Raw genomic sequence first — 22,713 nt, forward strand, 5'->3', positions numbered from 1 at the left:
GAAAGACGCCCTTCGCGGGCATCATCGGATCCCATGAGGACGGCCGCCGAGACCGAGGTCCGGCGGCCGTCCGCCGTCCGGGTTCTGACCTTCCTGCTCGCGACGACCGCGGCGGCCACCGTCGTGGTCGAGCTGCTCAATTGGTGGTACGCCCCGGAGCAGGGCTTCGGGCTGGCGGTGCGGACCGGCTGGGCGATGCTGCGCTCGTTCGGCTTCCTGCTGCTCATCGGCCACGTCCGGAGGGGCCGTACGGTGGCCCGCCCGTTCGGGCTGATCCTCGCGGTCACCACGATCTTCGCCGTCGGCCGCCTGATCGTGCCCCGGCAGGGGGTGCCACCGCTGCCCGGCCTGCTCGGCTTCGGTGTCCTCACCGCGCTCTGCGTGGCGGTGGTCTGGCTGCTGTACCGCTCGTCCGCGTTGGCCGGGCACCTGGTCCGGCACCGGCCGCGCCTCGTCATCGACCGGGAGGGCATCTCCTGGCGGGAGACCCCGCCGCGCCGACCGCAGGCCAGCGCCTGGCTGCTGACCAGCCGGGTGGCGGCGTTCACCTACAGCCCGCTGATGCTGGTGCCGGCGCTGGTGGCCGGGGGCTCCATCCTGGACGGTCGGCTCAGCGCCGTACCGGCCGTGCTGTTCTGGTTCGGCGCCGGCATCGCCGCCAGCTACGCGGTGCTGTTCTGCACGGCCTTCCTGATGCGCGGCAAGGACTGGGCACGCGGCCTGCTGGTCGCCGTCACCCTGGTCGTACTCGCGGTGGATCTGCCGTTGTGTTGGTGGCTGCTGGGGGTCGACGGCCTGGTCCGCGACGGAGGTCCGCTGATCGCGGCGGCCGGGCTGACCCTGTACGGCCTGCGCCGCGCCGCCCGCGCCCCCGACGCCGCGCTCCCCGAACCCCGCCCCTGACAGCGGCGAGGGCCCGCACCGACGACGCCGACCCGGCGGTCGGCCCACGGCCCTGCCCCTACCTCTGCCCTCCTTTGCTCTGCACCCCGATAGGCGCCGGTAGCGGACCGTGAGCGTCGCGTCCGTGGGTGCAGAGCAAAGGGGGCGGGTGGAGACCGGCCGGTCGGTGCGGGAGTGGCCCCGCGGGCGGGTGGAGACCGGCCGGTCGGTACGGAGCGGCCCCGCGGGCGGAGACCGGCCGGTGCGGGAGCGGTCCCCGCAGGCGGACAGGGGGCAGGATGACGGATGGCGTCGGTCACAACGGTCGGCGTCGGGCGGCTGCGGAGATCGTCGGCCCGGCCGGCCGCAACGCCGACCGGGCCGCCCGGCGGGAGCGGCCGCGCCGCGTTCGGGCTGAAGGGAGGCGCGCGGTGGGCGACGAGTTCGACGTGGTGGTGGTGGGGGCTGGTCCGGCCGGGGCGGCCGCCGCGCTGACGGCCCGCCGGGCCGGTGCCAGTGTGCTGCTGCTGGACCGGGCCGACTTTCCCCGGGACAAGGCGTGCGGCGACGGGATCGCGGCGCACTCGGTGGATGTGCTCGCCGAGCTGGGGGTGCCCGAGGCCGTGGCGGGTTACGCCCCGCTGCCCGCGCTGCGGATGGTCGCCCCGGGTGGCGGGTCGGTGGCCCGGGCGTTGCCGCGCCCGGCGTACACGGTGCCCCGGGAGGTCTTCGACGCGCGGCTGGTGGCGGCCGCGGTGGCCGCCGGCGCGCAGCTGCGACGGCACACCGTACGCCGGGTCGAGCCGCGCGTGGACCGGGTCGTGCTCGACGGGGAGGTTTCCGGTCGGGTGGTGGTGGGCGCGGACGGCGCCGGGTCGGTGGTGCGCCGGGCACTCGGCCATCCGGTGAACCCGGACCGGCACCTGGCACTCGCCATCCGCGGGTACGCGCCCGCGCTGCCCGGCCCACCCGAGCAACTCATCGTCACCTCGAAGGCGCGCTGGCCGGCGTACGCCTGGTCGTTTCCGATCGGCGACGGGCGGGCGAACGTCGGGTACGGGGAGGTGCTGCGTGGCGAGCCGTTGAGTCGCGGCTACCTGCTGGACCGGCTGGTCGCGCTGCTGCCCGGCACCGATCTGGGCGCGGTGACCGCGCTGCGCGCCCACCACCTGCCGCTGTCCACCCACCGACCGGCGCCGGGGCAGGGCCGCACCCTGCTGGCCGGCGACGCGCTGTCGTTGATCAATCCGTTCACCGGGGAGGGCATCTTCTACGCGCTGCTCTCCGGTGCGCTGGCCGGTTCGGCCGCCGCCGGCGCTCCGGAGAACGCCGCCCGCCGCTACGCCGACGGGCTGCGCCGCCGCCTCGGCACCCATCTGCGGCACAGCTCGGTGGCGGCCTGGCTGGCCCGGCGACGCAGGGTGGTCGACGCGGCGGTGCGGGCGGCCCGTCGGGACGACCGCGTCTTCGACGACGTGGTCGAGTTGGGGCTGGGTGACGGTCGGCTCACCGCCCGTACGCTGGCCATGATCGGTGCCGGTCTGCCCGGCGGTGATCGGGCTCCGAGGCAGTGATCCGGCTGGCGGGTCGCTACGCTGCTAGGTGATGACGCTGCGGAACCTTATCTACTCCGTGTACGAGCGCCGGCTCACGGCGAAGCTCGCGGGTAAGCCGGTGCCCCGGCACGTCGGGGTGATGTGTGACGGCAACCGTCGGTGGGCGAAGGAGATGGGCTTCGTCGACCCGAACGACGGGCACCGGGTCGGCGCGGCGAAGATCAAGCACGTTCTCGGCTGGTGCGACCAGGCCGGCATCGGGCACGTGACCCTCTACCTGCTGGCCACGGACAACCTGCGCCGCCCGGCAAGCGAACTGGATCCGCTGCTGAAGATCATCGAGGATCTGGTGGTGGAGCTGGCCGAGGAGGGCAACCCCTGGCGGCTGCGCATCGTCGGGGCGCTCGACCTGCTGCCGGCGCAGACCGCTGCGGCGCTCAAGGGCGCCGAGGAACGCACCCGCGACCGCAGCGGCGGCGCGGAGGTCAACATCGCGGTGGGGTACGGCGGCCGACGGGAGATCACCGACGCGGTCCGCTCACTCCTGCTGGAGCACGCGGCCGCCGGTGGCACCATCGAGGAGCTGGCCGAGGTGCTGGACGTCGAGCACATCTCCGAGCACCTCTACACGCGCGGCCAGCCCGACCCCGACCTGGTCATCCGCACCAGCGGCGAGCAGCGGCTGTCCGGCTTCATGCTGTGGCAGTCCGCGCACTCCGAGTTCTACTTCTGCGAACTCAACTGGCCGGACTTCCGGCACATCGACTTCCTGCGGGCCCTGCGCTCGTACGCCACGCGCCAGCGCCGCTACGGCGCCTGACCCGGGCAGCCTCCCGCCGGAGGCGGAGCACGGGCTCGTCAGGGCAGGTGGGCGAGCGCCTCGGTGAGGAAGTCACCCAGGGCGGCCGGGGACTCGATGGTCAGGTCGGCGGCGTTGGCCACCTCGTGACCGGTCTCCGGGTTGGCGACCGCCACGCAGACACCGAAGAAGTCCGGATCGGCGGCGGCCCGTGCGCGTAGCGCGGCGAACGCCTTGATGTCCGAGACGTCGTCACCGAAATACCACGCGCCGGTGGCGTCCCGGATGACCTCGCCGATCACCATGCCCTTGTCCCGGTCGACGGGGGGCTTGAGCTCCAGCACCATCCGCCCGGCCTGCACCCGCAGCCCCAGCCGGTCGGCCTGCGCCTGACCCCACTGCTGCACCGTCGAGCCGAGCTGCGGCGCCGTACGCCAGTGCAGCGCCACGGACAACCGCTTGTACTCGACGAGCGTGCCCGGCGGCAGCTCGGCGCGGGCCAGGTCGGCCAGTTCCGCCATGGTCGGCACCCAGGGCAGGGCGGCGGGCTCGGTGACGATGTCGCCGTCCGAGTGGCTGTGCTCCAGGCCGTAGAGACCGTAGAGGTCCACGCCGGTCAGCCCGCCGAGGCGTTCCCGCAGGAACTCGACCGGTCGGGCGGAGACGATCGCGACCCGTTGCACGACCGGGGCCAGCGCCTCGATCGCGGCCAACGCCTTGGGCGCGGGGCGGACCGCGGTCGGGTCGTCGTCGACGGGCGCGAGTGTCCCGTCGAAGTCGAAGAAGAGGACCGTCCCGGCGGCCCGACCGGCGGTGGTTCGCCAGGCCTGGTCGGCGTTCAACGGGGTCCTCGGCTGCTGATTGCCCAGATTCAACGGCGGCACGCGCGTCAGCGTACCCCGGCGTGCGGGGCTCATTCCTGGCCGAGCGGACCCACCCGGCGGCGCTTGTCAGCGTTCGGCGGCTCCCCGTCCGCGACGCCCGAACGGCACCACCGCCGCCTCCTGGCCGTGGCTCAACAGGTAGCCCTCCACGAACCCGGTGTTGCGGTCCCCGGTGTGGCTCTCGATCTCGTTGAGGCGTGCCACCAGGAACTCGGTGAGGGCGCTGATCCGGTCGTTGAGGCGCTCGTGCAGCTCGGCGACGACGGCCAGGATGACCGCGGTGCCGGCGCTGATGAGTGCGAGAAGGTTGACGAACAGCGGAAGCTGCCCGCCGTTGACCACGAGGGTCACCACGTTGCCGGTCGCCCACAGTGTCATCGACACCGTGGCGACCACGACTGCCAACCACTTCAGGGTCATGGACAGACCCCTCCTTCTGTCCCGCAGGGCTGGGTTCGGCCTTGTCCCGTCCCCCCGCCGACGACGAGCCCAAGCAGTAACGAATAGGGACGCTAGCGTGCCCGTTCCGGCCCCGGAGGGAAACGAATGAACCCGACCAGGCGTTCTTTCGCCATCTGAGGAACTAGCCTGCCTGATTCCCTCTTTTTCGGACATCGACCGGCAACGTTGGGCGGTATGCGAGGTACCTGATGGTTTCGCGGATGTGGAACTTCTCCGCGTCCGACACGTTGGGGTCGATCAGGCGGCGCAGGAGCGCCTCCACGTCGGGGTCCATCGGAGGGGCGGGTTGGCCGGCGCGCGGGCCGGTCGCGGCGCGGTCCCAGCCGAGTGCGGCGAAGGCGGCGGCCGGGTTGAGGCCCAGGCCCTCGCAGAAGGCGACCACCCGTTCGGCCTCCGGGTCACTGGCCCAGTCGCCGCGGACCCACCGGTTGATGGTCTGCCGGGAGACGCCGGTGCGCCGCGACACCTCCGTGCCGCTCCAGGCCCGGGTCGCCCGCGCCTCGTCCAGGGCGCGGCGGACGAAGGTGGCGAAGGCGATCTTCCGCGCATTGGCCGTCTCGGTCACCCCGTGACGGTACGGCGAGGCGTGCGCGGGCGCGCGTTCGGGCGCGCCACTGTCACGCGAACGTGACAGGGTCCTCGGATTTCCGGTAAACGATCCAGTGCCACTCTTGAGGGGTATCACGCGGGCAGAATAGATGCCCGTAGTGGTGAAGGTAAACAGACGAAAAGCTGATACTGTCACGCTCATGGGACAACCTACGGTGTGTCACGTGCATGAGACGATTGGTGCTCACATGCGTCACGCCCCCGGTTCGGAGGGGGTGTGGTGACCGAGCTCGCCACCCGAGCCCAGGCCTTCGGGCTGATCGCCGAGGGGGTCGCCGCCGGGCTGACCGCCCCATGGCGCCTCTACCTCGCCCGAGGCTGCCGCTATCTGTCGCTGAGTGTGGGCGACCGCACCGAGTGGAACGCCTGGCGTACCCACCTCGGCTGCCCGGAGCTGAGCGTCCGCGTGTACGACGCCGGCGGCGAGATCCGTCGCTCCTCGGTCGCCGAGGTGGTGCTGGACGGCTGCCGGATCAGCGTCGAGCTGGTCGAGGAGGTCAGCACCGACGACCTGGACCGGCTGCTGGTCGCGGACCCCACCGCCATCGAGCCGGAGGAGCGATGATCCGGCGACCGGGCCGGGCCGGAGCCGCCCGATGAGCCCGTTCCTCGCGGTCTTCCTCGTCCTGGTGCTCGGCGCGACAAGCTACGCGGCCGGACGGCTGCACGGGCAGCTCAGCTACCGCATCGGCTACCGCTTCGGCTACCGGCAGGGCTACTTCGACGGTGACCGGGGTGCGTGGAACCGGCGCCGGCGCGACGCCCAGGCGGCGATCGCCTCCGCCCTGTCGGTGGCCCCGACCGGTGTCGTGCGCCCGGCGGGCACGGTCGCCCGTCCCGGCACCACCTACACCGGCTCGTCGTTCACCGCGCCGGCCGCCCCGATCACCGGGCGGCACCCGACCGGCACGCTCGTTCGACGGACCGGCTGAGCCGGCCGGCGGGCCGCCGGGAGCGGCGGTCCCGTCGACCGGCACCACGATCGCGGTGCGTCGTCCGCGGCGGACACGCACCGTCGGGGTCACGTCAGACCGGTGACGGTGGCCCCACCGGCCGGGATGCGCGCAGGGGGCATGCATCCCGGCCGGATCCGCCGCGTCCACTCGGATCGTGCCCGGCCGTGTTCACGCGGCCGTCTCCGGAGATCCACGATCGCCCTCTAGCCGCGACGGTCCGGCGGGGCTAGCGTCTAGGCATGGCACGGGGTTCTCCCGAGCCAGCCGGTCCGCCCGGATCTGCGACCTCGCACACGGGGTTCCGCATCCGACCCCGTGTCCCCGGGCACCGGAGGAGGCGGAACACGGGTGGCGGGTGCCCATCCGTCGGAGCAGGCCTGTGACGACTCGCCGTACCACCGCCGGTGCCGATCAGACCCCGGCCGCGACTGCCACGACCCGCCGCGCCACCAGGAGCCGCCGTACGGCGGCGACCGCGCCGGCCGACCCCAAGGAGCCGCGACCAGCGGGCCAGGCATTCGTCCTGGACACATCCGTGCTGCTCTCCGACCCGGCGGCGTTCCACCGGTTCGCCGAGCACGAGGTGGTGCTGCCGCTGGTGGTCATCACCGAGTTGGAGGGCAAGCGGCACCATCCGGAGCTGGGCTGGTTCGCCCGACAGTCGCTGCGCATGCTCGACGACCTGCGCGTCCGACACGGCCGGCTGGACACGCCGGTGCCCGCCAACGACGCCGGTGGCACCCTGCGGGTGGAGCTGAACCACACCGACGACGGGGTGCTGCCGCCCGGTTTCCGCACCGAGAGCAATGACGCCCGGATCCTCTCCGTGGCACTCAACCTCGCCGCCGAGGGGCGGGAGGTCACCCTCGTCAGCAAGGACATGCCGCTGCGGGTCAAGGCCGCCTCGGTGGGCCTGCGGGCCGACGAGTACCGGCACGGCCAGGCCAGCGACCCGACCTGGACGGGCATGTCCGAGCTGGAGCTGGGTGAGGAGCAGATCTCCTCGCTGTACGCGGGGGAGACGCTCGACGTCGACGAGGCGGCCGGGTTGCCCTGCCACACCGGCCTCGTGCTGCACTCGACGCGGGGCTCCGCGCTCGGCCGGGTGCTGCCGGACAAGTCGGTCCGCCTCGTCCGGGGGGACCGGGAGGCGTTCGGGCTGCACGGCCGCTCGGCAGAGCAGCGGATCGCCCTCGACCTGCTGCTCGACGAGTCGATCGGGATCGTCTCGCTCGGCGGGCGGGCCGGCACGGGCAAGTCCGCGTTGGCGCTCTGCGCGGGCCTGGAGGCGGTGATGGAACGCCGCCGGCACAAGAAGGTGATCGTGTTCCGTCCCCTGTACGCCGTCGGTGGCCAGGAGTTGGGCTACCTGCCGGGTTCGGAGTCGGAGAAGATGTCGCCGTGGGCTCAGGCGGTCTTCGACACGCTCGGCGCGGTGGTGCACGAGAACGTGCTGGAGGAGGTCACGTCGCGGGGCATCCTGGAGGTGCTGCCGCTGACCCACATCCGGGGGCGCAGCCTGCACGACGCCTTCGTGATCGTGGACGAGGCCCAGTCGCTGGAGCGGGGTGTCCTGCTGACGGTGCTGTCCCGGATCGGGCAGGGTTCCCGGGTCGTGCTCACCCATGACGTGGCCCAGCGGGACAACCTGCGCGTGGGGCGGCACGACGGGGTGACCGCGGTGATCGAGGCGCTCAAGGGTCATCCGCTCTTCGCCCACGTCACGCTCAGCCGGTCGGAGCGGTCGCCGATCGCCGCGATGGTGACGGATCTTCTGGAGGACATCCCCCTGTGATGGTGCTTTTGTAGCACTTTATCCGCATTTTACGTGTGGCGCAGATCACAAAGCGCGTGGTCCGTTTCCCATCGGCCTCACTGTGCGCGATGGTGTCCCACGAGCGCCCACGCACCACGAGCATCGTTGACCGTCGTTCGTCCCGAGACGAGCGACATCGGCGGAGATCGGTGCGTCGGCGCGACCGGCAACCGGTCGGGGCGCTCGCGGCACGGCCGACGGCCAGATGTGGCTGGCGCCGCGCCGCGTCCTTTGCCCCCGACGAAGGGACCACTTCGTGAGTCGGCTGTGGAGCCGGTTGGGCGCCCGTACGGCCGCTGTCGCGTTGCTCTCCGTGGGCGTCGCCGGTGGCTTCTACCTGGGCGAAGACCGGGAAACCCAGCAACAGGGCCTGACCGAGCAGGTCAGCCGCGACGTCGACCGGGCCGACCTCGCGTACCAGCGCGAGCGGCACGCCGCCCACCAGGTGGAGTTCGCCAAGCGGCGGGCCGCCGAGTACCAGGCCAAGCTGCGGGCCGCGCAGGCCGCCAAGGAAGCCGCCGAGCGGGCCCGCCGGGCCGAGGCCGCGGCCGCGTCCCGCAAGCGTGAACGCGAGGCGGCGAAGGCGGCCGTCACCAAGCCGTACGACGGACCGATCCCCGCGTCCTGCGCGGAGTACAGCGGCAACCGTAAGACGGGTTGCGCGCTGATGATCGACGCGGGCTTCGGCATCGCCGAGTTCCCTTGCCTGGAGAAGCTCTGGACCAAGGAGAGCGGCTGGAACCACAAGGCCAGCAACTCCTCCTCCGGCGCGTACGGCATCCCGCAGTCGCTTCCGGGCAGCAAGATGAGCTCGGTCGCGGACGACTGGCGCACCAACCCGGCCACCCAGATCAAGTGGGGGCTGGGCTACATCAAGGGCAGGTACAAGACGCCCTGCGGCGCCTGGAACTACTTCCAGAACAACGGCCACTACTGACGTTGTCGACGGCGGGGCGGGTGGACGACCACCCGCCCCGCCGTCGCGCGTACACCCGCTGGCTGGACGGAACGTGAGTGGCGGTCGGCCCCTTTTGCTGATAGCAGTTGGGGGGTGAGCCTGCACCCGCCAAGCGGCGACCCGTTCCGGTTCGGCACCGAGGCGTTCTACGCCGCGCTCGGCCGGGCCTTCGTCGCCATGTGCGCGGTGGTCCCGTTCCTCTTCCTCATCGAGGCCGTGGACCAGGGGCTCGCGTTCGGCCTCGACGCCACGGCCGGCATCATCCCGCACCGCATCGACGGCCTGGACGGGGTCTTCTTCTCCCCGTTCCTGCACCACGGCTTCGACCACCTGTACAGCAACAGCATCCCGCTGATCCTGCTCGGCACGTTCGTGCTGGCCGCCGGCGCGCGCCGCTTCCTCTGGTCGACGCTGATCATCATCCTGGTCAGCGGGCTCGGCGTCTGGTTCACCGGCTCGCCCAACTCGGTGGTGGTCGGCGCCAGCGGGGTGATCTTCGGGTACCTGGGCATCCTGCTCACCCGGGGCATCGTCGAGCGCAGCTGGTGGAACTTCGCGGTGTTCCTGCTGGTCGGCCTCCTCTACGGCTGGCAACTCGTGGGCATCCTCCCCACCGACGAGCGGATCTCCTGGCAGGGGCACCTGTTCGGGCTGCTCGGTGGGGTGGTCGCGGCGATCCTGTTCCGACGCCGCCGTCCGACGGTCGACGGTCCGGACTACTCGGGGTCCACGCTCAGCCTGCCCTGACCTGCTCGTCGGCGCGCCTCTGGGACATGCTTGCCCGACCGCTGCCACCCGCCTACGGTCGAGATCAGCAAGCGTTGATCCGTGAGCGGAAAGCGACGGTACGCCATGCGTGAGGTCGACATCGCCGTGATCGGGGCCGGGCCGTCCGGCCTCTTCGCCGCGTACTACGCCGGGTTCCGGGGGCTGTCGGTGGCGGTGATCGACGCGCTGCCCGAGCCTGGCGGCCAGGTCACCGCCATGTACCCGGAGAAGCTGATCCTGGACGTGGCCGGCTTTCCCGCCGTGAAGGGTCGTGACCTGGTGGCGAACCTGGTCGCCCAGGCCGCTCCGTTCGGCCCGGAGTACCTGCTCGGCACCCGGGCCGAGAAACTGTCGTACGCCGACGAGCGACCGGTGCTCGGCCTGGCCGGTGGCGAGCAGCTCGGCTGCGGCGCGGTGGTGGTCACCGGCGGGCTGGGCAGCTTCAGCCCTCGGCCGTTGCCCTGCGCCGACGCCGCGCCGGGCAGCGGGATCGTCTACTTCGTCACCGAGCCGGCCGAGCTGACCGACCGGGACGTGCTGATCGTCGGCGGCGGCGACTCCGCGTTCGACTGGGCGTTGGCGCTGCAACCGCTGGCCCGTTCGGTGACTCTCGTACACCGGCGGGAGAAGTTCCGGGCGCACGCCTCGACGGTCGCCCGGGTGCTGTCCCTGCCGATCCGGGTGGTGGTCAACGCCGAGGTCACCAGGCTCTTCGGGGAGGACGCGGTGACCGGCGCCGAGGTGACCGTGCGCGGTGGCGCGACCGAGACGTTGCCGGTGGACACCGTGGTCGCCGCGCTCGGCTTCACCGCCGACCTGGGCCCTCTCGCCGAGTGGGGGCTGCGGCTGGACCGCCGGCACATCCTGGTGGACAGCGCCATGGCCACCAACCTGCCCCGGGTCTTCGCGGCCGGCGACATCACCGAGTACCCGGGCAAGGTGCGGTTGATCGCCACCGGCTTCGGTGAGGCGGCGACCGCGGTCAACAACGCGGCGGTGGCCATCGACCCGGGCGCCCACCTCTTCCCGGGGCACTCCTCGGACGCCGGCTGACCGTCGGTATCGGACCCTGATCGCCCCGTGTCCGGATCGAGACGGGCCGACCGGACCCTGAGGGGATGACGAGCCCCGCGACACCGCACGACGGCGCTCCGACGACGTTGGCCTGGCTCTGCCACCCCACCACGCTGCTCGCGTTGGCCGTGCTGCTGGTCAACGACCACGTGCTGAAGGCGGCCTTCCCGGGCCTGCTGACCGGCAAGCTCAGCGATGTCGCCGGTCTGGTGCTCGCCCCGCCGCTGGTCGCGGTGCTGCTGACCCTCCTGCTGCCGCGGATGCCGGCGCGGGCCGCCGCGCTTGTCGCGCTGGCGTCGGTGGGCGCCAGCTTCGCGGTCGTCAAATCCAGCGGGTACGCCGCCGAGCTGGCCTCGTCGGCGTGGACGCTGCTGGCCGGACCGTCGCTGGTCCGGGCCGACCGGACCGATCTGCTCACCCTGCCCGCCCTCGCCGTGGCCTGGTGGAGTTGGACGCGTTCGCGCCACCGACCGGTGCGTCGACGGACCGCCCGGACGGTCCGGCTGCTGGTGGTGCTGCCGCCCGCGGTGCTGGCGGTGGCCGCCACCAGCGCGGTCTACTACCCCTACGCCGTGGGCACCGCGCTGCTCGACGGTCAACCGGCCATCTCGGCCGGCATGGGATACGACAGCCAGGACTGGCCGACCCGGCCGGCCGACGGGTCGTGGCTGGTCAGCGAGAACCGGGGGATCACCTGGCGGAACGCCACCCCTGCCGAGGAGCAGCGGCTGTCCGGCCAGGGCGCCGGGCAGCGGCAGGCGTGCGTGCCGGCCGAGCCGCAGCGGTGCTACCGGGCGGTCGAGGGTCACCTGCGGGTGGAACAGAGCGACGACGCGGGTACGACGTGGCGGGTGGCGTGGGAGGTGTCCGACGCGCGCCGCGAGGGGCTGGCCCGCCAGTCCCACAACCCGGGCGACGTCAGCCGGCACTTCGCCTCCCGGGACCTGATCGTGTATCCCGCCGCCGGCGGAGGCCACGAGGTGCTTGTCGCCAACGGCCGGGACGGCATCCTGCACCGTGGGTCGGATGGCGCGTGGCAGCGGAAGGGCTTCCTGGAGGGGCGGTACTCGAAGGAGGCCCGCTGGGAAGATCCGCCCCCGCTGGACGGCGGCCCCGGTGACCGTCAGACGGACCTGCTGCTCGCCGTGGCGCTCGCGCTGACCCTCGGCTGCGCGGTCACCGTGCTCGCCGGTCACCTGGCGATCCGTCGTGGTGAGGGCCCACGCTGGTGGGGTTACGCGGGCGGCCTGTCGATGCTGATCGCGGCGACGGCGCTGGCCGCGGTCTGGGACCGTGCGGACGACGGCCTCACGTTCATGGCCCTGGCGGCCGTCACCCTGCCGCTGGGTGTGCTGGTGGCGACGACACTGCTCGTCCGGGCCCACTACCAGGGGGCATCGTCCCGCTGGGTCGGTTGGGCGCTGGCCGGGCTCCTGCTCACCGCTCTCCTGGCCGGGCTGCCGCTCGCCGGTTGGCTGGTCGGCAACCCTCCGCAGAGCAGGGTCGCGGTGGGGATCGCCCTACTGGCCGTGGTGCCGGGCGTGTTGCTGGCCATCAGGATCTCCCGGCTGGTCGACCCGGCCAACGCGTACGAGCGCCGGTACCGGCCGTACCCGCCGTACCCTCCGGGGCCACCGGCGGTGCCGGATCCGCCCTACCCGGCGCAGCTGCCACCGCGCTGAGCAGGTCGTCCGGCTGGCTGCCGCGTCGTGCGGTCCGGCGGCGGCCTGGTCAGCGTCGGGCGGGAGGCGCGAGCGCGGCGATCAGCACGGCCACCATGGCCAGCGCGGCGCCGAGCAGGGTGTTCGGCCCGGGGTGCGAGGCCGCCGTCGGCAGCACCACGTCCAGCAGGACCGCCCCCACGATCTGACCGGCGATGGTGGCCAGGCCGAGCAGCAGGACACCTGTGAAACGCACGATCGCGGCGGCGATCGCGATGAACACGATGCCGATCGGGCCGCCCAGGTAGAGCCACGGCTCGCTCGGCAGGTCGCCGGTCGGCCAGCCGCGTACGGCGATGTCGATCGTGAACGCGACGAGCAGGGTGACCGTGCCGACGGCGAAGTTGACGAGGGTGGCGGTCAGCGCGCTGTCGGCCGCCGCCCGGACCCGTCCGTTGACCGCCTGCTGCCAGGCGGTGCCCACACCGGCGATCAGCGGCAGCAGCGCCAACGCCAACGTTCCCGGGGCACCCAGCCGGTCACCCACCGCCAGACCGACCGCGAGCACGGTGAGCAGGGCGCCGGCCAGCCGTTGCCGGGTGACCGGCTGCCGCCCGGTCGGACCGATGCCGGCCCGGTCCACGGCGAGGCTGCTGCCGCTCTGTCCGGCGACCACGGCAACGGTGAAGACCGCCACCCCGAGCGCGCCGATGGTGAGCCCTTGGGAGGCGACCAGGAACGCCCCGCACATGCCGCCGAGGCACTGCCACGGCCGGAGCGTCCCCGTCACGAGCGCGCGCCGCACGGCGACCAGTCCACGCCGCCCGCCGGGGGTGGCGGGCACGAGCACCAGCAGCACCAGCAGTCCCAGCCCGAACGAGACGACCGCCGCGGCGAACCCGTCGGCCAGCCGTACCCCCAGCTCGCCGTTGATGCGCGACTGCACCGCCACCGCGACCCCGGAGACCGACGCCAACGCGACGCCCGCGATGCGGCGGGTCGTGGAGAGGGCCTGCGGGGTCGCGACGCCGGTCTCGATCACTCCTGCTCGGCCAGCGGCCGGCCGTCGAAGTCGACGGCCGAGTAGAGGGCCAGCTTCTCCAGCCGGTGGTACGAGTCGATGACCCGGATCGTGCCGCTCTTGGAGCGCATCACGATCGACTGGGTGTACGCGCCACCGGCCCGGTAGCGCACCCCGCGCAGCAGGTCGCCCGAGGTGACGCCGGTGGCCACGAAGAAGCAGTTGTCGCCCGTGACGAGGTCGTCGGTGCTCAGCACCCGGTCGAGGTCGTGCCCGGCGGCGAGCGCCTTCTCCCGTTCCTCGGCGTCGCGCGGCCAGAGCTTGGCCTGCATCGCCCCGCCCATGCACTTCAACGCGCAGGCGGAGATGATGCCCTCCGGGGTGCCGCCGATGCCCATCAGCACGTCGACGTCGGACTCTCCCCGCGCGGCGGCGATCGAGCCGGCGATGTCGCCGTCGGAGATGAAGCGGATGCCCGCCCCGGTCCGGCGGATCTGCGTGACGAGGTCGTCGTGGCGGCTGCGGTCCAGCACGCAGACGGTGACCTCGGAGACGTCGGTGCCCTTGACCTTCGCGATCCGGCGGAGGTTGTCGGTCACCCCGGCGTTGATGTCGATCACGTCGGCGTACGCCGGCCCGACCGCGAGCTTCTCCATGTAGAAGACCGCGCTCGGGTCGAACATCGCGCCCCGCTCGGAGACGGCGAGCACCGCGAGGGCGTTCGGCATGCCCTTGCTCATCAGCGTGGTGCCGTCGACCGGGTCGACCGCGACGTCCACCTCCGGGCCGGTGCCGTCGCCGACGTGTTCGCCGTTGAAGAGCATCGGCGCGTTGTCCTTCTCGCCCTCGCCGATCACCACGACACCGCGCATCTGGATCGAGTTGATCAGCTTGCGCATGGCGTCGACGGCGGCTCCGTCGCCGCCCTCCTTGTCGCCCCGGCCGACCCATCGGCCGGCGGCCATCGCCGCGGCCTCGGTGACCCGGACCAGGTCGAGGGCAAGGTTGCGGTCGAGATCCTGTGGGATCCGCGTCCTGGTGTTCGTCATGACGGCTCCTCCTCGCGACGGTGCGGGGACGACCGGTTGCGGGGCGTTCCCCGCTGCCGGCTCTGTCGCTGATCCTCACACGATGGCCGACCGGGCCTCGGCGCGGGGCGGTGATGGCCCGGATACCGCCGGTCGGGCGGCTGCGAAGATGACGGGGTGGAACCCGCACAGCCAGCTGACCGCGTACCCGCCGACCGCACGCCGCCGGACGGCCAGCCGCCGGCCGCCGCCGGTGGTGAACCTGCCGTGACCGGCCCGACGTCCCCGCCGGACGGCGAACCGGCCCTGGTCGAGCCCGGTCCGGACGGCGAAGCGGCCCTGGTCGAGCCCGGGCCGGCCGCCGAGCCGGGCCGGGGCGACGCCGCCACCGGGACCGGTGAGCGGCCGGTGCCGCCACCGCGAGCGCAGGCCGCCAGGTCCGAGCGCTCGCCGAAGGACATGGCGATCTCGCTGCTGGTGCTGCTCGTCCCGATCGCTCTGCTGCTGGCGTTCTACCGGGGATTTCTCGGCGGCGACCAGGCCACCACCGTCGACCCGGCCCCGGCGATCGAGCAGGCCCGTTCGGCGAACGTGTTCCCGGTGAGCCAGCCGCAGGGGCTCGGCTCGGACTGGCGCACCGTCAGCGCCCGCTACCAGACCGTCGACGGGGGAGCGAACCTGCGGATCGGCTATCTCACGCCGGAGGGGCGGGGCGTCCAGCTGGTGCAGAGCAGCGTGCCGGCGGAGCGGCTGCTGCCCGCCGAGCTGACCGACCAGGGGCAGCCGCAGGGGCCGACGGAGCTGGCCGGGCGCACCTGGCAGCGCTACACCGCCCGGGGCAACCAGCAGGCGCTCGTTCTGCTGGAACCGACCCGTACGGTGCTGGTCATCGGCGACGCCCGGGACAACGAGCTACGCGAACTGGCCGGCGCGCTGCGTTGAGCCGGGTTCCGCCGATCGGCGGACCCCGGACGGTGACGAAGATCCGTTACGCTCCCACGGCTCAGGTCCGGCAGATGTCGCGGCCGGATACTTTTCCCTTTCTTAGAGTGGAATCTTCGTGAACATTCGACGGTGGAGCTACGGCTTCCTCGCCGCCACCCTGCTCGTGCCGGCTCTCGCTGCGTGCGGTTCCGACACGGACGACAAGCCGGCGGCCTCGGGTTCGTCCCCGTCCGCCCCGTCGGTCCCGGCCGACCCCAAGGAGGCGCTGCTCGCCTCCACGAAGGAGCTCGGCAAGGGCTACTTCACCTTCACCCTGGCCGGCGCCGACACGACCGGCGGCGGGCTGGTGCACAAGCCGAGCAACAGCGCGCAGTTCACCGTGAAGTTCGGTGACGCGTCCGAGGATGTGTCGATCGAGATGGACATGATCTACATCGACTCGGAGAGCTGGGTGAAGATGGACATGGGTGGCGCCATGGCCGACGCGATCCCCGGCGCGAAGAAGAACAAGGGCAAGTACCAGCACCTCGACAAGACCAAGATCAAGGACATCAAGGATCTCCAGTTGGACCCGGAGACCCTCGACCCGCTGGCCAGCGACGCGCTGGTCAAGGGCGTGACCGAGGTGCAGAAGACCGGCGAGGGCGCCTACGCCGGCAAGATCGACATCACCGCCGCCGCCACCGACTCGGCCGCCCTCGACGAGGAGGTCGTGACGGCCCTGGGCGCCCAGGCCAAGGCGCTGCCGTTCACTGCCAAGCTGGACCCGCAGGGCCGGCTCACCGAGCTGGTCATCACGGTTCCGGCCGCCGGCGACACCGCCGCGCACGAGGTCAAGATCGGTTACACCGGCTACGGGGCCGGCACCGGCGCGAAGAAGCCGCCGGCGGACAAGGTCGTCGAGGCTCCGGCCGAGACGTACGAGATGTTCAAGTAGGTCTGATCCACGGAACCGGGGTGGCCGCTGGCCGCCCCGGTTCCGCTTTTGCGGGTCAACCCTTTCGAGCAACCGGACAGAAGGGTGATTGTCCGACCCGCCGGCAGGGAACAGAGAGGGAGTGACCCCGGGCGCGCAGCTCGGCCCGGGTCGCGCGGCGCAGCCGACGGTGCTGCTGCGCCGCCCGGTTTCCGGCGCCGTCCAGGTCGTCGGGTGACCCTCTTGGGAGACACGCATGACTGTTCGACGACTCGGCGCAGGCCTGGTAGCCGCCGCCCTGTTCACGCCCGCCCTGGCCGCCTGCGCCAGCGGCGGCACCGGCACCGCCGGATCGACGGCGTCCCCGACCGTGAGCGCGTCCGGCTCGGCGAGCCCATCCGGCGGAGCACCGGTGGCGGGCGACGCCAAGCAGGCTCTGCTCGACTCCACCAAGGAGATCAGCAACGGCAACTTCCGGTTCACCCTCACCGCCGCCGGCTCCACCGCCGAGGGGCAGGTGCACCAGCCGAGCCAGAGCGCGGCCATGAAGATCGCCATCGGCGGACCCTCGTCCGACCTGGCGATGAAGCTCGACGTGATCCACTTCAAGCCGGACAGCTGGGTCAAGCTGGAGCTGACCGGCCCCACCGCCAACAGCCTGCCCGCCATCAAGCAGCTCAACCTGGGCAAGTACCAGCACCTCGACCAGGCCCGGATCAAGGGCAACCGCAACCTGGGCTTCGACTTCGACAAGGTCGACCCGGCCGGCAGCGCCGTGCTGACCCAGGGCATCACCGAGGTACGCAGCACCGGCACCGGCGCGTACGCGGGCACCATCGACGTCACCAAGGCCGCCGAGGCTGGCTCGCTGAACGCCGCCACGATCGCCGCGCTGGGCACCCAGGCGAAGACCGTCCCGTTCACCGCGAAGGTGGACCCGCAGGGCCGGCTCAGCGAGCTGGTGTTGCAGCTCCCGGCCGCCGGGCAGACCGCCGCCCAGGAGATCAAGATGACGTACTCCGACTACGGCACCGCCACCGCCGCGCAGAAGCCGCCGGCGGACCAGGTCGTCGAGGCGCCGGCCGAGCTGTACAGCCTGTTCAACTGACGCTCGTACGGGTGGGGTGGCTCCGGCCATCCCACCCGACGCTCAGGAGGCCTGCTCCTGCCGGGCGGAGTCGATCCGCGCCCGGGCACCGTCGAGCCAACGCTGGCAGATCACCGCCAGGGCCTCACCACGCTCCCAGAGCGCCAGCGACTCCTCCAGGGACGTGCCGCCGGCCTCCAGCCGCTCGACCACCGACGCCAGCTCGGCGCGGGCCTGCTCGTAGCTGAGCCGCTCGTCCGGCCCGGTGTCCTTTTCGTCGCTCATCGAGCCCATCCCACCACACCGGCGGCAGGCTGCCCGGCTGTGGGTCCGACTGCCGGCCGGCGCGTCGTGGTACGCGAGAAGCGCGGCCGCCCAGGGTCGACCGTGCTCAGGAGGTGTTCGTGCTGCCGGATTGGCTCCTGCCGTCCCTGCGCGTCCTTCGTCGGGCCTATCCGTACGGTCTGCCGGAGACGGACTACCTGCCGCTTCTCGCCGTGATGTCCGAGGACTTCTCCGAGCGAGGGCTCGCCCGTCTGGTCGCGGAGTTCATCGACGGCGAGGTCGTCGTCGTGGAGAACGATGCCGCTGCCGCGTTGAGCACCCGGCGGCCACTTCCGGCGGATGTGGAGCGCGTTCGGGCTCACCTGGCCGCATCGGGTTACGAGCCGGATGTATGACAGTTGAGTCAGCTCACGGAGAGGAGCGCACGCCGTGAACGTCATGTCGCACAGGCCATCCGCAGGGGGAGCGCTCCGCCTCCGCTCGGTTGACCTGACGCCGGTCCGCGACGACGACGCGACGAACGCGGTCGAGTGATGGCGGACCGACGCTCCGGGGAGTTCCGACTACTTCGGCAGGCAGCTGGACGAATGACTTTCGCCGAGATCCGGGTGGAGGTCACCCGGGCCGGGGATGCGCCGTCAGGTGTGGTCTGGGCAGTCGATCCACGGGACCGCACATCTGCTCAGCCCGACGGGGAATCCGACCTGGCGCGGGCCGCCCTGGAGGGTGCCACCATCGGGTTGCAGGCCGTTGCCGACATGGGGCTGGACGTGTCAGGTCACAGGGTTCACATAACGTGGGTCGGGATGAACGTCGTGGATACGGAAGCCACGGCGGTACGGGCAGCAGCCTGCGCTGCCACCGCGGACGCCTTCGGCCTGCTCGATCGATTCGAGCTGTCCGGCGATGCGCGGGGATGGCGGTGCGAGCCGAGGCGGCGATGACCCGGCCGGGGCGGATGGCTTCTCGACCCTACGGTCATGGCCTTCAGCCGTCGACAGTGGCGGCCAGTTCGCCGTCGGCCAGTCGTACCCGCAGCGGGTCGCCCTTGCCCACCTCGGTGGCCGCGCGCACCACGTGGCCGTCGGCGCGCTGCACTATCGCGTACCCCCGGTCGAGGGTTGCGGCGGGGGACAGCGCGCGCAGCCGGGCCAGGGTGTGCCGCAGCTCGTCCTCGGCACCGGCCAACCGGTGGTCCAGGCAGCGCCCGGCCCGTTGGCGCAGCGCGGTCAGCTCGGTCGCCCGCTGTTCGACCATCACCTGCGGACGGGCCAGCACCGGTCGGGACCGCAGACTGTCGAGGCGGTGGGACTCCCGGTCGACCAGGTTGCGGACCGCCCGGTGCAGCCGGTGCCGGGCCTGGCCGATGAGGCGTACCTCCTCGGTGAGGTCGGGGACCACCCGCTTGGCCGCGTCGGTGGGGGTGGAAGCCCGGACATCGGCCACGTAGTCGATCAGCGGCGCGTCCGTCTCGTGGCCGATGGCGCTGACCACCGGGGTACGGCAGCCGAACACCGCCCGGCAGAGCGCCTCGTCGGAGAAGGGCAGCAGGTCCTCGATGCCGCCACCGCCCCGGGCGATGATGATCACGTCGATGGTCGGGTCGGCGTCCAGCACCTTGAGCGCGTCGACGATCTGCGGAACGGCGGACGGGCCCTGCACCGCCACGTTGACCGTGCGGAACTCCACAGCTGGCCAGCGCCGGCGCGCGTTGGTCAGCACGTCCCGCTCGGCGGCCGAGGCGCGACCGGTGATCAGGCCCACCCGGCCGGGCAGGAACGGCAGCCGACGCTTGCGGGCCCGGTCGAAGAGCCCTTCGGCGGCGAGCAGCTTCTTGAGCTTCTCCAGCCGGGCCAGCAGCTCACCCAGGCCCACCTGGCGGATCTCGTCGGCGCGCAGGCTCAGCGTGCCCCGGGCGGCGTAGAACTCCGGCTTGGCGTGCAGCACCACCCGGGCGCCCTCACGCAGCTCCGGAGCACCGATGTCGAGGACGTCCCGGTTGGTGGTGACGGTGAGACTCAGGTCGGCCGACGGGTCACGCAGGGTGAGGAAGACCGTGCTCGCACCGGGCCGGCGGCTGATCTGCGCCACCTGCCCGTCCACCCAGACCCAACCCAGCTTGGCGATCCAGGCCCCGACCTTCTGGCTGACCACCCGCACGGGCCAAGGCTCCTCCGCGCTGCTCCGCGCCCCCTCGGTCACCCGCCCACCCTACGGACCCTCGCGGTGATCAAGAAGTTTGCGTCAGCATCGGGCGCGTTTCCGACGCAAACCTCTTGATCGCCGGGTCTGGGGACCGGCACGTAGGATGGACGGGTGACTGATCTCCGGACTGGCAAGCGCGTGCTCCTGGCCAAGCCCCGCGGCTACTGCGCCGGCGTCGACCGCGCCGTGCAGACCGTCGAGGAGGCGCTGAAGCTCTACGGCGCCCCGATCTACGTCCGCAAGCAGATCGTGCACAACAAGCACGTCGTACAGACCCTGGAGGCCCAGGGCGCGATCTTCGTGGAGGAGAACGAGGAGGTGCCCGAGGGCGCCACGGTCATCTTCTCCGCGCACGGGGTGGCGCCGGAGGTCTACGAGCAGGCCAAGGCGCGCTCGCTGAAGGCCATCGACGCGACCTGCCCGCTGGTCACGAAGGTGCACCAGGAGGCGAAGCGGTTCGCCGCCGAGGACTACGACATCCTGCTCATCGGCCACGAGGGTCACGAGGAGGTCATCGGCACCGCCGGTGAGGCTCCCGCGCACATCCAGCTCGTGGACGGCCCGGACGACGCCGACAAGATCACCGTCCGTGACCCGGAGAAGGTGGTCTGGCTCTCCCAGACCACGCTCTCGGTGGACGAGACGCTGGAGACGGTGGCCCGGCTCAAGCAGCGGCTGCCCCTGCTCCAGTCGCCGCCCAGCGACGACATCTGCTACGCCACCTCCAACCGCCAGCACGTGGTCAAGGAGATCGCCGCCGACTGCGACGTGGTGCTCGTCGTCGGCTCGACGAACTCCTCCAACTCGGTCCGCCTGGTCGAGGTCGCCCTGGACGCCGGCGCCCGCGCCGGCCACCTGATCGACTTCGCCCACGAGATCGACGACGCCTGGCTGGAGGGCGCCACCACGGTCGGCCTGACCTCCGGCGCGAGCGTCCCGGAGGACCTGGTCAAGGACGTGCTGGCCCACCTCGCGGCGCGCGGCTTCGGCGACGTGGAGGAGATCACCACCGCCAACGAGCGGCTCACCTTCTCGCTGCCGCAGGAGCTCAAGCGGGACATGAAGGCCGCCGCGGCGCGCGGCTGAGTGCCGGAGGGAACGGCTCGGCGACGCGGCACGTCGGATACGGGTATGAGGATCCCTCGGCTCGCCGTCCCCGCCCTCGTGCTGTGCGCGGCACTTGCCGCCTGCGGCGAAACGAACGACCCCACCGCCCCCGGCCCGAGCGCGCCGGCGACCGGTCAGCCCAGTGCCGAGCCGTCGCCGTCCACCGCCGTGCCGGCGACCTCCGACCCGGCCGTGACCACCACCCCGTCCGCGCCGGTGCGCCGGCCGAAGCCCGGTGGCCCCACACTGCCGCCGCCGGTGGGCGCGACCACGCTCACCGGCACGATCACCGCCGGTGTCGAACCGAACTGTGTGCTGCTCGACGGCTACCTGCTGCTGGGCGGCCCACGGGACCTGCTGGTCTCCGGCGCGAAGGTCACCGTCACCGGTCGGGTGGAGGCGGGCGTGATGACCACCTGCCAGCAGGGCACCCCGTTCCAGGTGGAGACCGCCCTGCCCGCCTGACTCAGGGACGGGTCGGCTCGCCGGCCGCCACCTCGTCGTCGGCCGCGTCGACAAGCTCGGGTGCCTGCGGTTGCCGGGGCGTCAGCTCGACCTGGGCCGGGGTGGCCAGCTCCTGGTCGGAGACGCCCAGCTCGGCGAGCTTGCGGGCGCTGACCAGCACCCGCGCCTCCAGCGAGCCCACCGCCCGGTTGTACGCGGTCACGGCCCCGGCCAGCGACGACCCGAGCTTGCCCACGTGGTCACCGAGCGTGGAGAGCCGGCCGTACAGCTCCCGGGCCAGGGTGTGCACGGCGAGCGCGTTGCGGGCCAGCGCCTCCTGCCGCCACGAGTAGGCCACCGTGCGGAGCAGGGCGACGAGCGTGGCAGGCGTGGCGAGGACCACGTTGCGGGCGAAGGCGTGCTCCAGCAGCGACGGGTCACGCTGCAACGCGACGTCGAGGAACGGGTCGGCGGGCACGAACAGCACCACGAACTCCGGTGAGTTGTCGAACGCCGACCAGTACGACTTCGCGGCCAGGGCGTCCACGTGCCCGCGCAGGTGCCGGGCGTGCGCGTCGAGGTGGGTGTCCCGGCCGCGTTCGTCGCGGGCCTCCATCGCCGTCAGGTACGCGTCGAAGGGCGCCTTCGCGTCCACCACCACCGACCGCCCGCCGTGCAGCCGGACCACCAGATCCGGGCGGACGACCTGCTGGTCGGTGCTGGCGGTGACCTGCTCGGAGAAGTCGCAGTGCTCCAGCATGCCGGCCGCCTCGACGATCCGGCGTAGCTGGTGCTCACCCCACCGGCCCCGGACCTGCGGCGCACGCAGTGCCGCCACCAGCTGTTTCGTCTCGGTACGCAGCTCACCGGAGACCGCGCTCATCGAGCGCACCTGCTCCCGCAGCTCGGCGTACGCGTCGACGCGGTCGTGCTCCAGCTCGGCCACCCGCTGCTCGTAGCGGCGCAGGGTGTCGTGCAGCGGAGCGACCGCCCGGGCCACCGCCTCCTGGGACTGGGCGGTGGCCTCGTAGCTCAGCGCCCGCATGGACTGCTCCAGCCGCCCCTCGCCCTCGCGGGTGGCGGCCAGCGTGGCGTCGAGGCGGGCGATGTCGGCCACGGACCGGGACCGGGCCGCGAGCCAACCCACCGCCCCTCCGACGCCGAGGCACACGATCACCAGGAGCAGCGTCGAGACGTCCATCACCGGAGCTTGCCAGACGGGTACGACGTGACACCCGGGGGTACGTTCG

General features: G+C 72.3%; 25 protein-coding genes. 17 read left to right on the top strand and 8 right to left on the bottom strand.

Translation table 11 applies throughout. The features are described from left to right. Window positions 1–33 precede the first annotated feature (33 nt). The 3 genes from ABZS77_RS05210 to ABZS77_RS05220 all read left to right on the top strand — a co-directional run bounded on the left by ABZS77_RS05210 (window position 34) and on the right by ABZS77_RS05220 (window position 3,258). Window positions 34–903 carry a hypothetical protein gene (locus ABZS77_RS05210; protein WP_354817507.1) on the top strand — a complete coding sequence of 290 codons (870 nt, stop codon included), beginning with the start codon at window positions 34–36 and terminating at the stop codon, window positions 901–903. Window positions 904–1,313: 410 nt separating this feature from the next. Continuing rightward, the gene (locus ABZS77_RS05215) at window positions 1,314–2,456 is read left to right on the top strand and encodes a geranylgeranyl reductase family protein (RefSeq protein WP_354817509.1); all 1,143 of its coding nucleotides are present in this window, start codon (window positions 1,314–1,316) and stop codon (window positions 2,454–2,456) included. A gap of 31 nt (window positions 2,457–2,487) precedes the next feature. Beyond that, a complete protein-coding gene (locus tag ABZS77_RS05220) occupies window positions 2,488–3,258 on the top strand; it encodes an isoprenyl transferase (RefSeq protein ID WP_354817512.1) in 771 nt (256 codons plus the stop codon). Between the two features lie 38 nt (window positions 3,259–3,296). Here the strand turns inward: ABZS77_RS05220 and otsB are convergent, their stop codons facing one another. The 3 genes from otsB to ABZS77_RS05235 form a co-directional block, all read right to left on the bottom strand. Beyond that, a complete protein-coding gene (otsB, locus tag ABZS77_RS05225) occupies window positions 3,297–4,121 on the bottom strand; it encodes a trehalose-phosphatase (protein ID WP_354817515.1) in 825 nt (274 codons plus the stop codon). Between the two features lie 66 nt (window positions 4,122–4,187). After that, on the bottom strand, window positions 4,188–4,541 hold the full coding sequence (locus tag ABZS77_RS05230) for a hypothetical protein (protein ID WP_354817518.1): 354 nt from the start codon (window positions 4,539–4,541) through the stop codon (window positions 4,188–4,190). A gap of 163 nt (window positions 4,542–4,704) precedes the next feature. Beyond that, window positions 4,705–5,148, bottom strand: a complete 444-nt coding sequence (locus tag ABZS77_RS05235; RefSeq protein ID WP_354817521.1) for an XRE family transcriptional regulator — start codon at window positions 5,146–5,148, stop codon at window positions 4,705–4,707. A 264-nt stretch (window positions 5,149–5,412) separates the two neighbouring features. Between ABZS77_RS05235 and ABZS77_RS05240 the strand changes: the two genes are divergently transcribed. From ABZS77_RS05240 to ABZS77_RS05270, 7 genes are all read left to right on the top strand, one after another. Next, complete coding sequence (locus ABZS77_RS05240; protein ID WP_354817524.1) at window positions 5,413–5,757, top strand: hypothetical protein; 345 nt, start codon at window positions 5,413–5,415, stop codon at window positions 5,755–5,757. Between the two features lie 31 nt (window positions 5,758–5,788). Continuing rightward, window positions 5,789–6,124, top strand: coding sequence for a hypothetical protein (locus ABZS77_RS05245; protein ID WP_354817527.1), 336 nt, complete (start codon window positions 5,789–5,791; stop codon window positions 6,122–6,124). Between the two features lie 403 nt (window positions 6,125–6,527). Then, a complete protein-coding gene (locus tag ABZS77_RS05250; protein WP_354817530.1) occupies window positions 6,528–7,943 on the top strand; it encodes a PhoH family protein in 1,416 nt (471 codons plus the stop codon). A 277-nt stretch (window positions 7,944–8,220) separates the two neighbouring features. Further along, window positions 8,221–8,901, top strand: a complete 681-nt coding sequence (locus tag ABZS77_RS05255) for a transglycosylase SLT domain-containing protein (protein ID WP_354817533.1) — start codon at window positions 8,221–8,223, stop codon at window positions 8,899–8,901. 114 nt (window positions 8,902–9,015) lie between these two features. Beyond that, window positions 9,016–9,669, top strand: coding sequence for a rhomboid family intramembrane serine protease (locus tag ABZS77_RS05260; protein WP_354817536.1), 654 nt, complete (start codon window positions 9,016–9,018; stop codon window positions 9,667–9,669). Between the two features lie 105 nt (window positions 9,670–9,774). Beyond that, a complete protein-coding gene (locus ABZS77_RS05265) occupies window positions 9,775–10,743 on the top strand; it encodes an NAD(P)/FAD-dependent oxidoreductase (protein WP_354819537.1) in 969 nt (322 codons plus the stop codon). Between the two features lie 65 nt (window positions 10,744–10,808). After that, a complete protein-coding gene (locus ABZS77_RS05270; RefSeq protein ID WP_354817539.1) occupies window positions 10,809–12,446 on the top strand; it encodes a hypothetical protein in 1,638 nt (545 codons plus the stop codon). Window positions 12,447–12,495: 49 nt separating this feature from the next. Here ABZS77_RS05270 and ABZS77_RS05275 read toward each other — a convergent pair whose 3' ends face one another. Together ABZS77_RS05275 and glpX are read right to left on the bottom strand one after the other, a co-directional pair. After that, a complete protein-coding gene (locus ABZS77_RS05275) occupies window positions 12,496–13,464 on the bottom strand; it encodes a DMT family transporter (protein ID WP_354819540.1) in 969 nt (322 codons plus the stop codon). Beyond that, window positions 13,464–14,495 carry a class II fructose-bisphosphatase gene (gene glpX / locus ABZS77_RS05280; protein WP_354817542.1) on the bottom strand — a complete coding sequence of 344 codons (1,032 nt, stop codon included), beginning with the start codon at window positions 14,493–14,495 and terminating at the stop codon, window positions 13,464–13,466. Before glpX ends, ABZS77_RS05275 begins: the two co-directional genes overlap by 1 nt. A gap of 156 nt (window positions 14,496–14,651) precedes the next feature. On the opposite strand from glpX, the gene ABZS77_RS05285 reads away from it, so the two are divergent. The 3 genes from ABZS77_RS05285 to ABZS77_RS05295 all read left to right on the top strand — a co-directional run bounded on the left by ABZS77_RS05285 (window position 14,652) and on the right by ABZS77_RS05295 (window position 17,443). Beyond that, window positions 14,652–15,416, top strand: coding sequence for a DUF4245 family protein (locus tag ABZS77_RS05285; RefSeq protein WP_354817545.1), 765 nt, complete (start codon window positions 14,652–14,654; stop codon window positions 15,414–15,416). 118 nt (window positions 15,417–15,534) lie between these two features. Further along, window positions 15,535–16,356, top strand: a complete 822-nt coding sequence (locus ABZS77_RS05290) for a hypothetical protein (protein WP_354817548.1) — start codon at window positions 15,535–15,537, stop codon at window positions 16,354–16,356. 235 nt (window positions 16,357–16,591) lie between these two features. Continuing rightward, a complete protein-coding gene (locus ABZS77_RS05295; protein ID WP_354817551.1) occupies window positions 16,592–17,443 on the top strand; it encodes a hypothetical protein in 852 nt (283 codons plus the stop codon). Between the two features lie 42 nt (window positions 17,444–17,485). On the opposite strand, the gene ABZS77_RS05300 is transcribed toward ABZS77_RS05295, so the two are convergent. Continuing rightward, window positions 17,486–17,707, bottom strand: a complete 222-nt coding sequence (locus tag ABZS77_RS05300) for an exodeoxyribonuclease VII small subunit (protein WP_354817554.1) — start codon at window positions 17,705–17,707, stop codon at window positions 17,486–17,488. 113 nt (window positions 17,708–17,820) lie between these two features. On the opposite strand from ABZS77_RS05300, the gene ABZS77_RS05305 reads away from it, so the two are divergent. Together ABZS77_RS05305 and ABZS77_RS05310 are read left to right on the top strand one after the other, a co-directional pair. Beyond that, entirely contained in the window at window positions 17,821–18,102 is a 282-nt protein-coding gene (locus ABZS77_RS05305) for a DUF3349 domain-containing protein (RefSeq protein WP_354817557.1), read from the top strand. Between the two features lie 192 nt (window positions 18,103–18,294). Beyond that, window positions 18,295–18,651 carry a hypothetical protein gene (locus tag ABZS77_RS05310; RefSeq protein ID WP_354817560.1) on the top strand — a complete coding sequence of 119 codons (357 nt, stop codon included), beginning with the start codon at window positions 18,295–18,297 and terminating at the stop codon, window positions 18,649–18,651. Between the two features lie 43 nt (window positions 18,652–18,694). Here ABZS77_RS05310 and xseA read toward each other — a convergent pair whose 3' ends face one another. Beyond that, complete coding sequence (gene xseA / locus ABZS77_RS05315; protein WP_354817563.1) at window positions 18,695–19,909, bottom strand: exodeoxyribonuclease VII large subunit; 1,215 nt, start codon at window positions 19,907–19,909, stop codon at window positions 18,695–18,697. 114 nt (window positions 19,910–20,023) lie between these two features. Here xseA and ABZS77_RS05320 point away from each other — a divergent pair, with 114 nt between their 5' ends. Beyond that, window positions 20,024–20,998: a 4-hydroxy-3-methylbut-2-enyl diphosphate reductase gene (locus tag ABZS77_RS05320; protein ID WP_354817566.1), complete on the top strand. Its 975-nt coding sequence runs from the start codon at window positions 20,024–20,026 to the stop codon at window positions 20,996–20,998. Window positions 20,999–21,043: 45 nt separating this feature from the next. Beyond that, a complete protein-coding gene (locus ABZS77_RS05325) occupies window positions 21,044–21,484 on the top strand; it encodes a hypothetical protein (RefSeq protein WP_354817569.1) in 441 nt (146 codons plus the stop codon). Between the two features lies 1 nt (window position 21,485). Here the strand turns inward: ABZS77_RS05325 and ABZS77_RS05330 are convergent, their stop codons facing one another. Then, complete coding sequence (locus tag ABZS77_RS05330; RefSeq protein ID WP_354817572.1) at window positions 21,486–22,664, bottom strand: DNA recombination protein RmuC; 1,179 nt, start codon at window positions 22,662–22,664, stop codon at window positions 21,486–21,488. Window positions 22,665–22,713 lie beyond the last annotated feature (49 nt).

The sequence above is a fragment of the Micromonospora sp. NPDC005298 genome, assembly GCF_040607375.1.
Lineage (GTDB): Bacteria > Actinomycetota > Actinomycetes > Mycobacteriales > Micromonosporaceae > Micromonospora.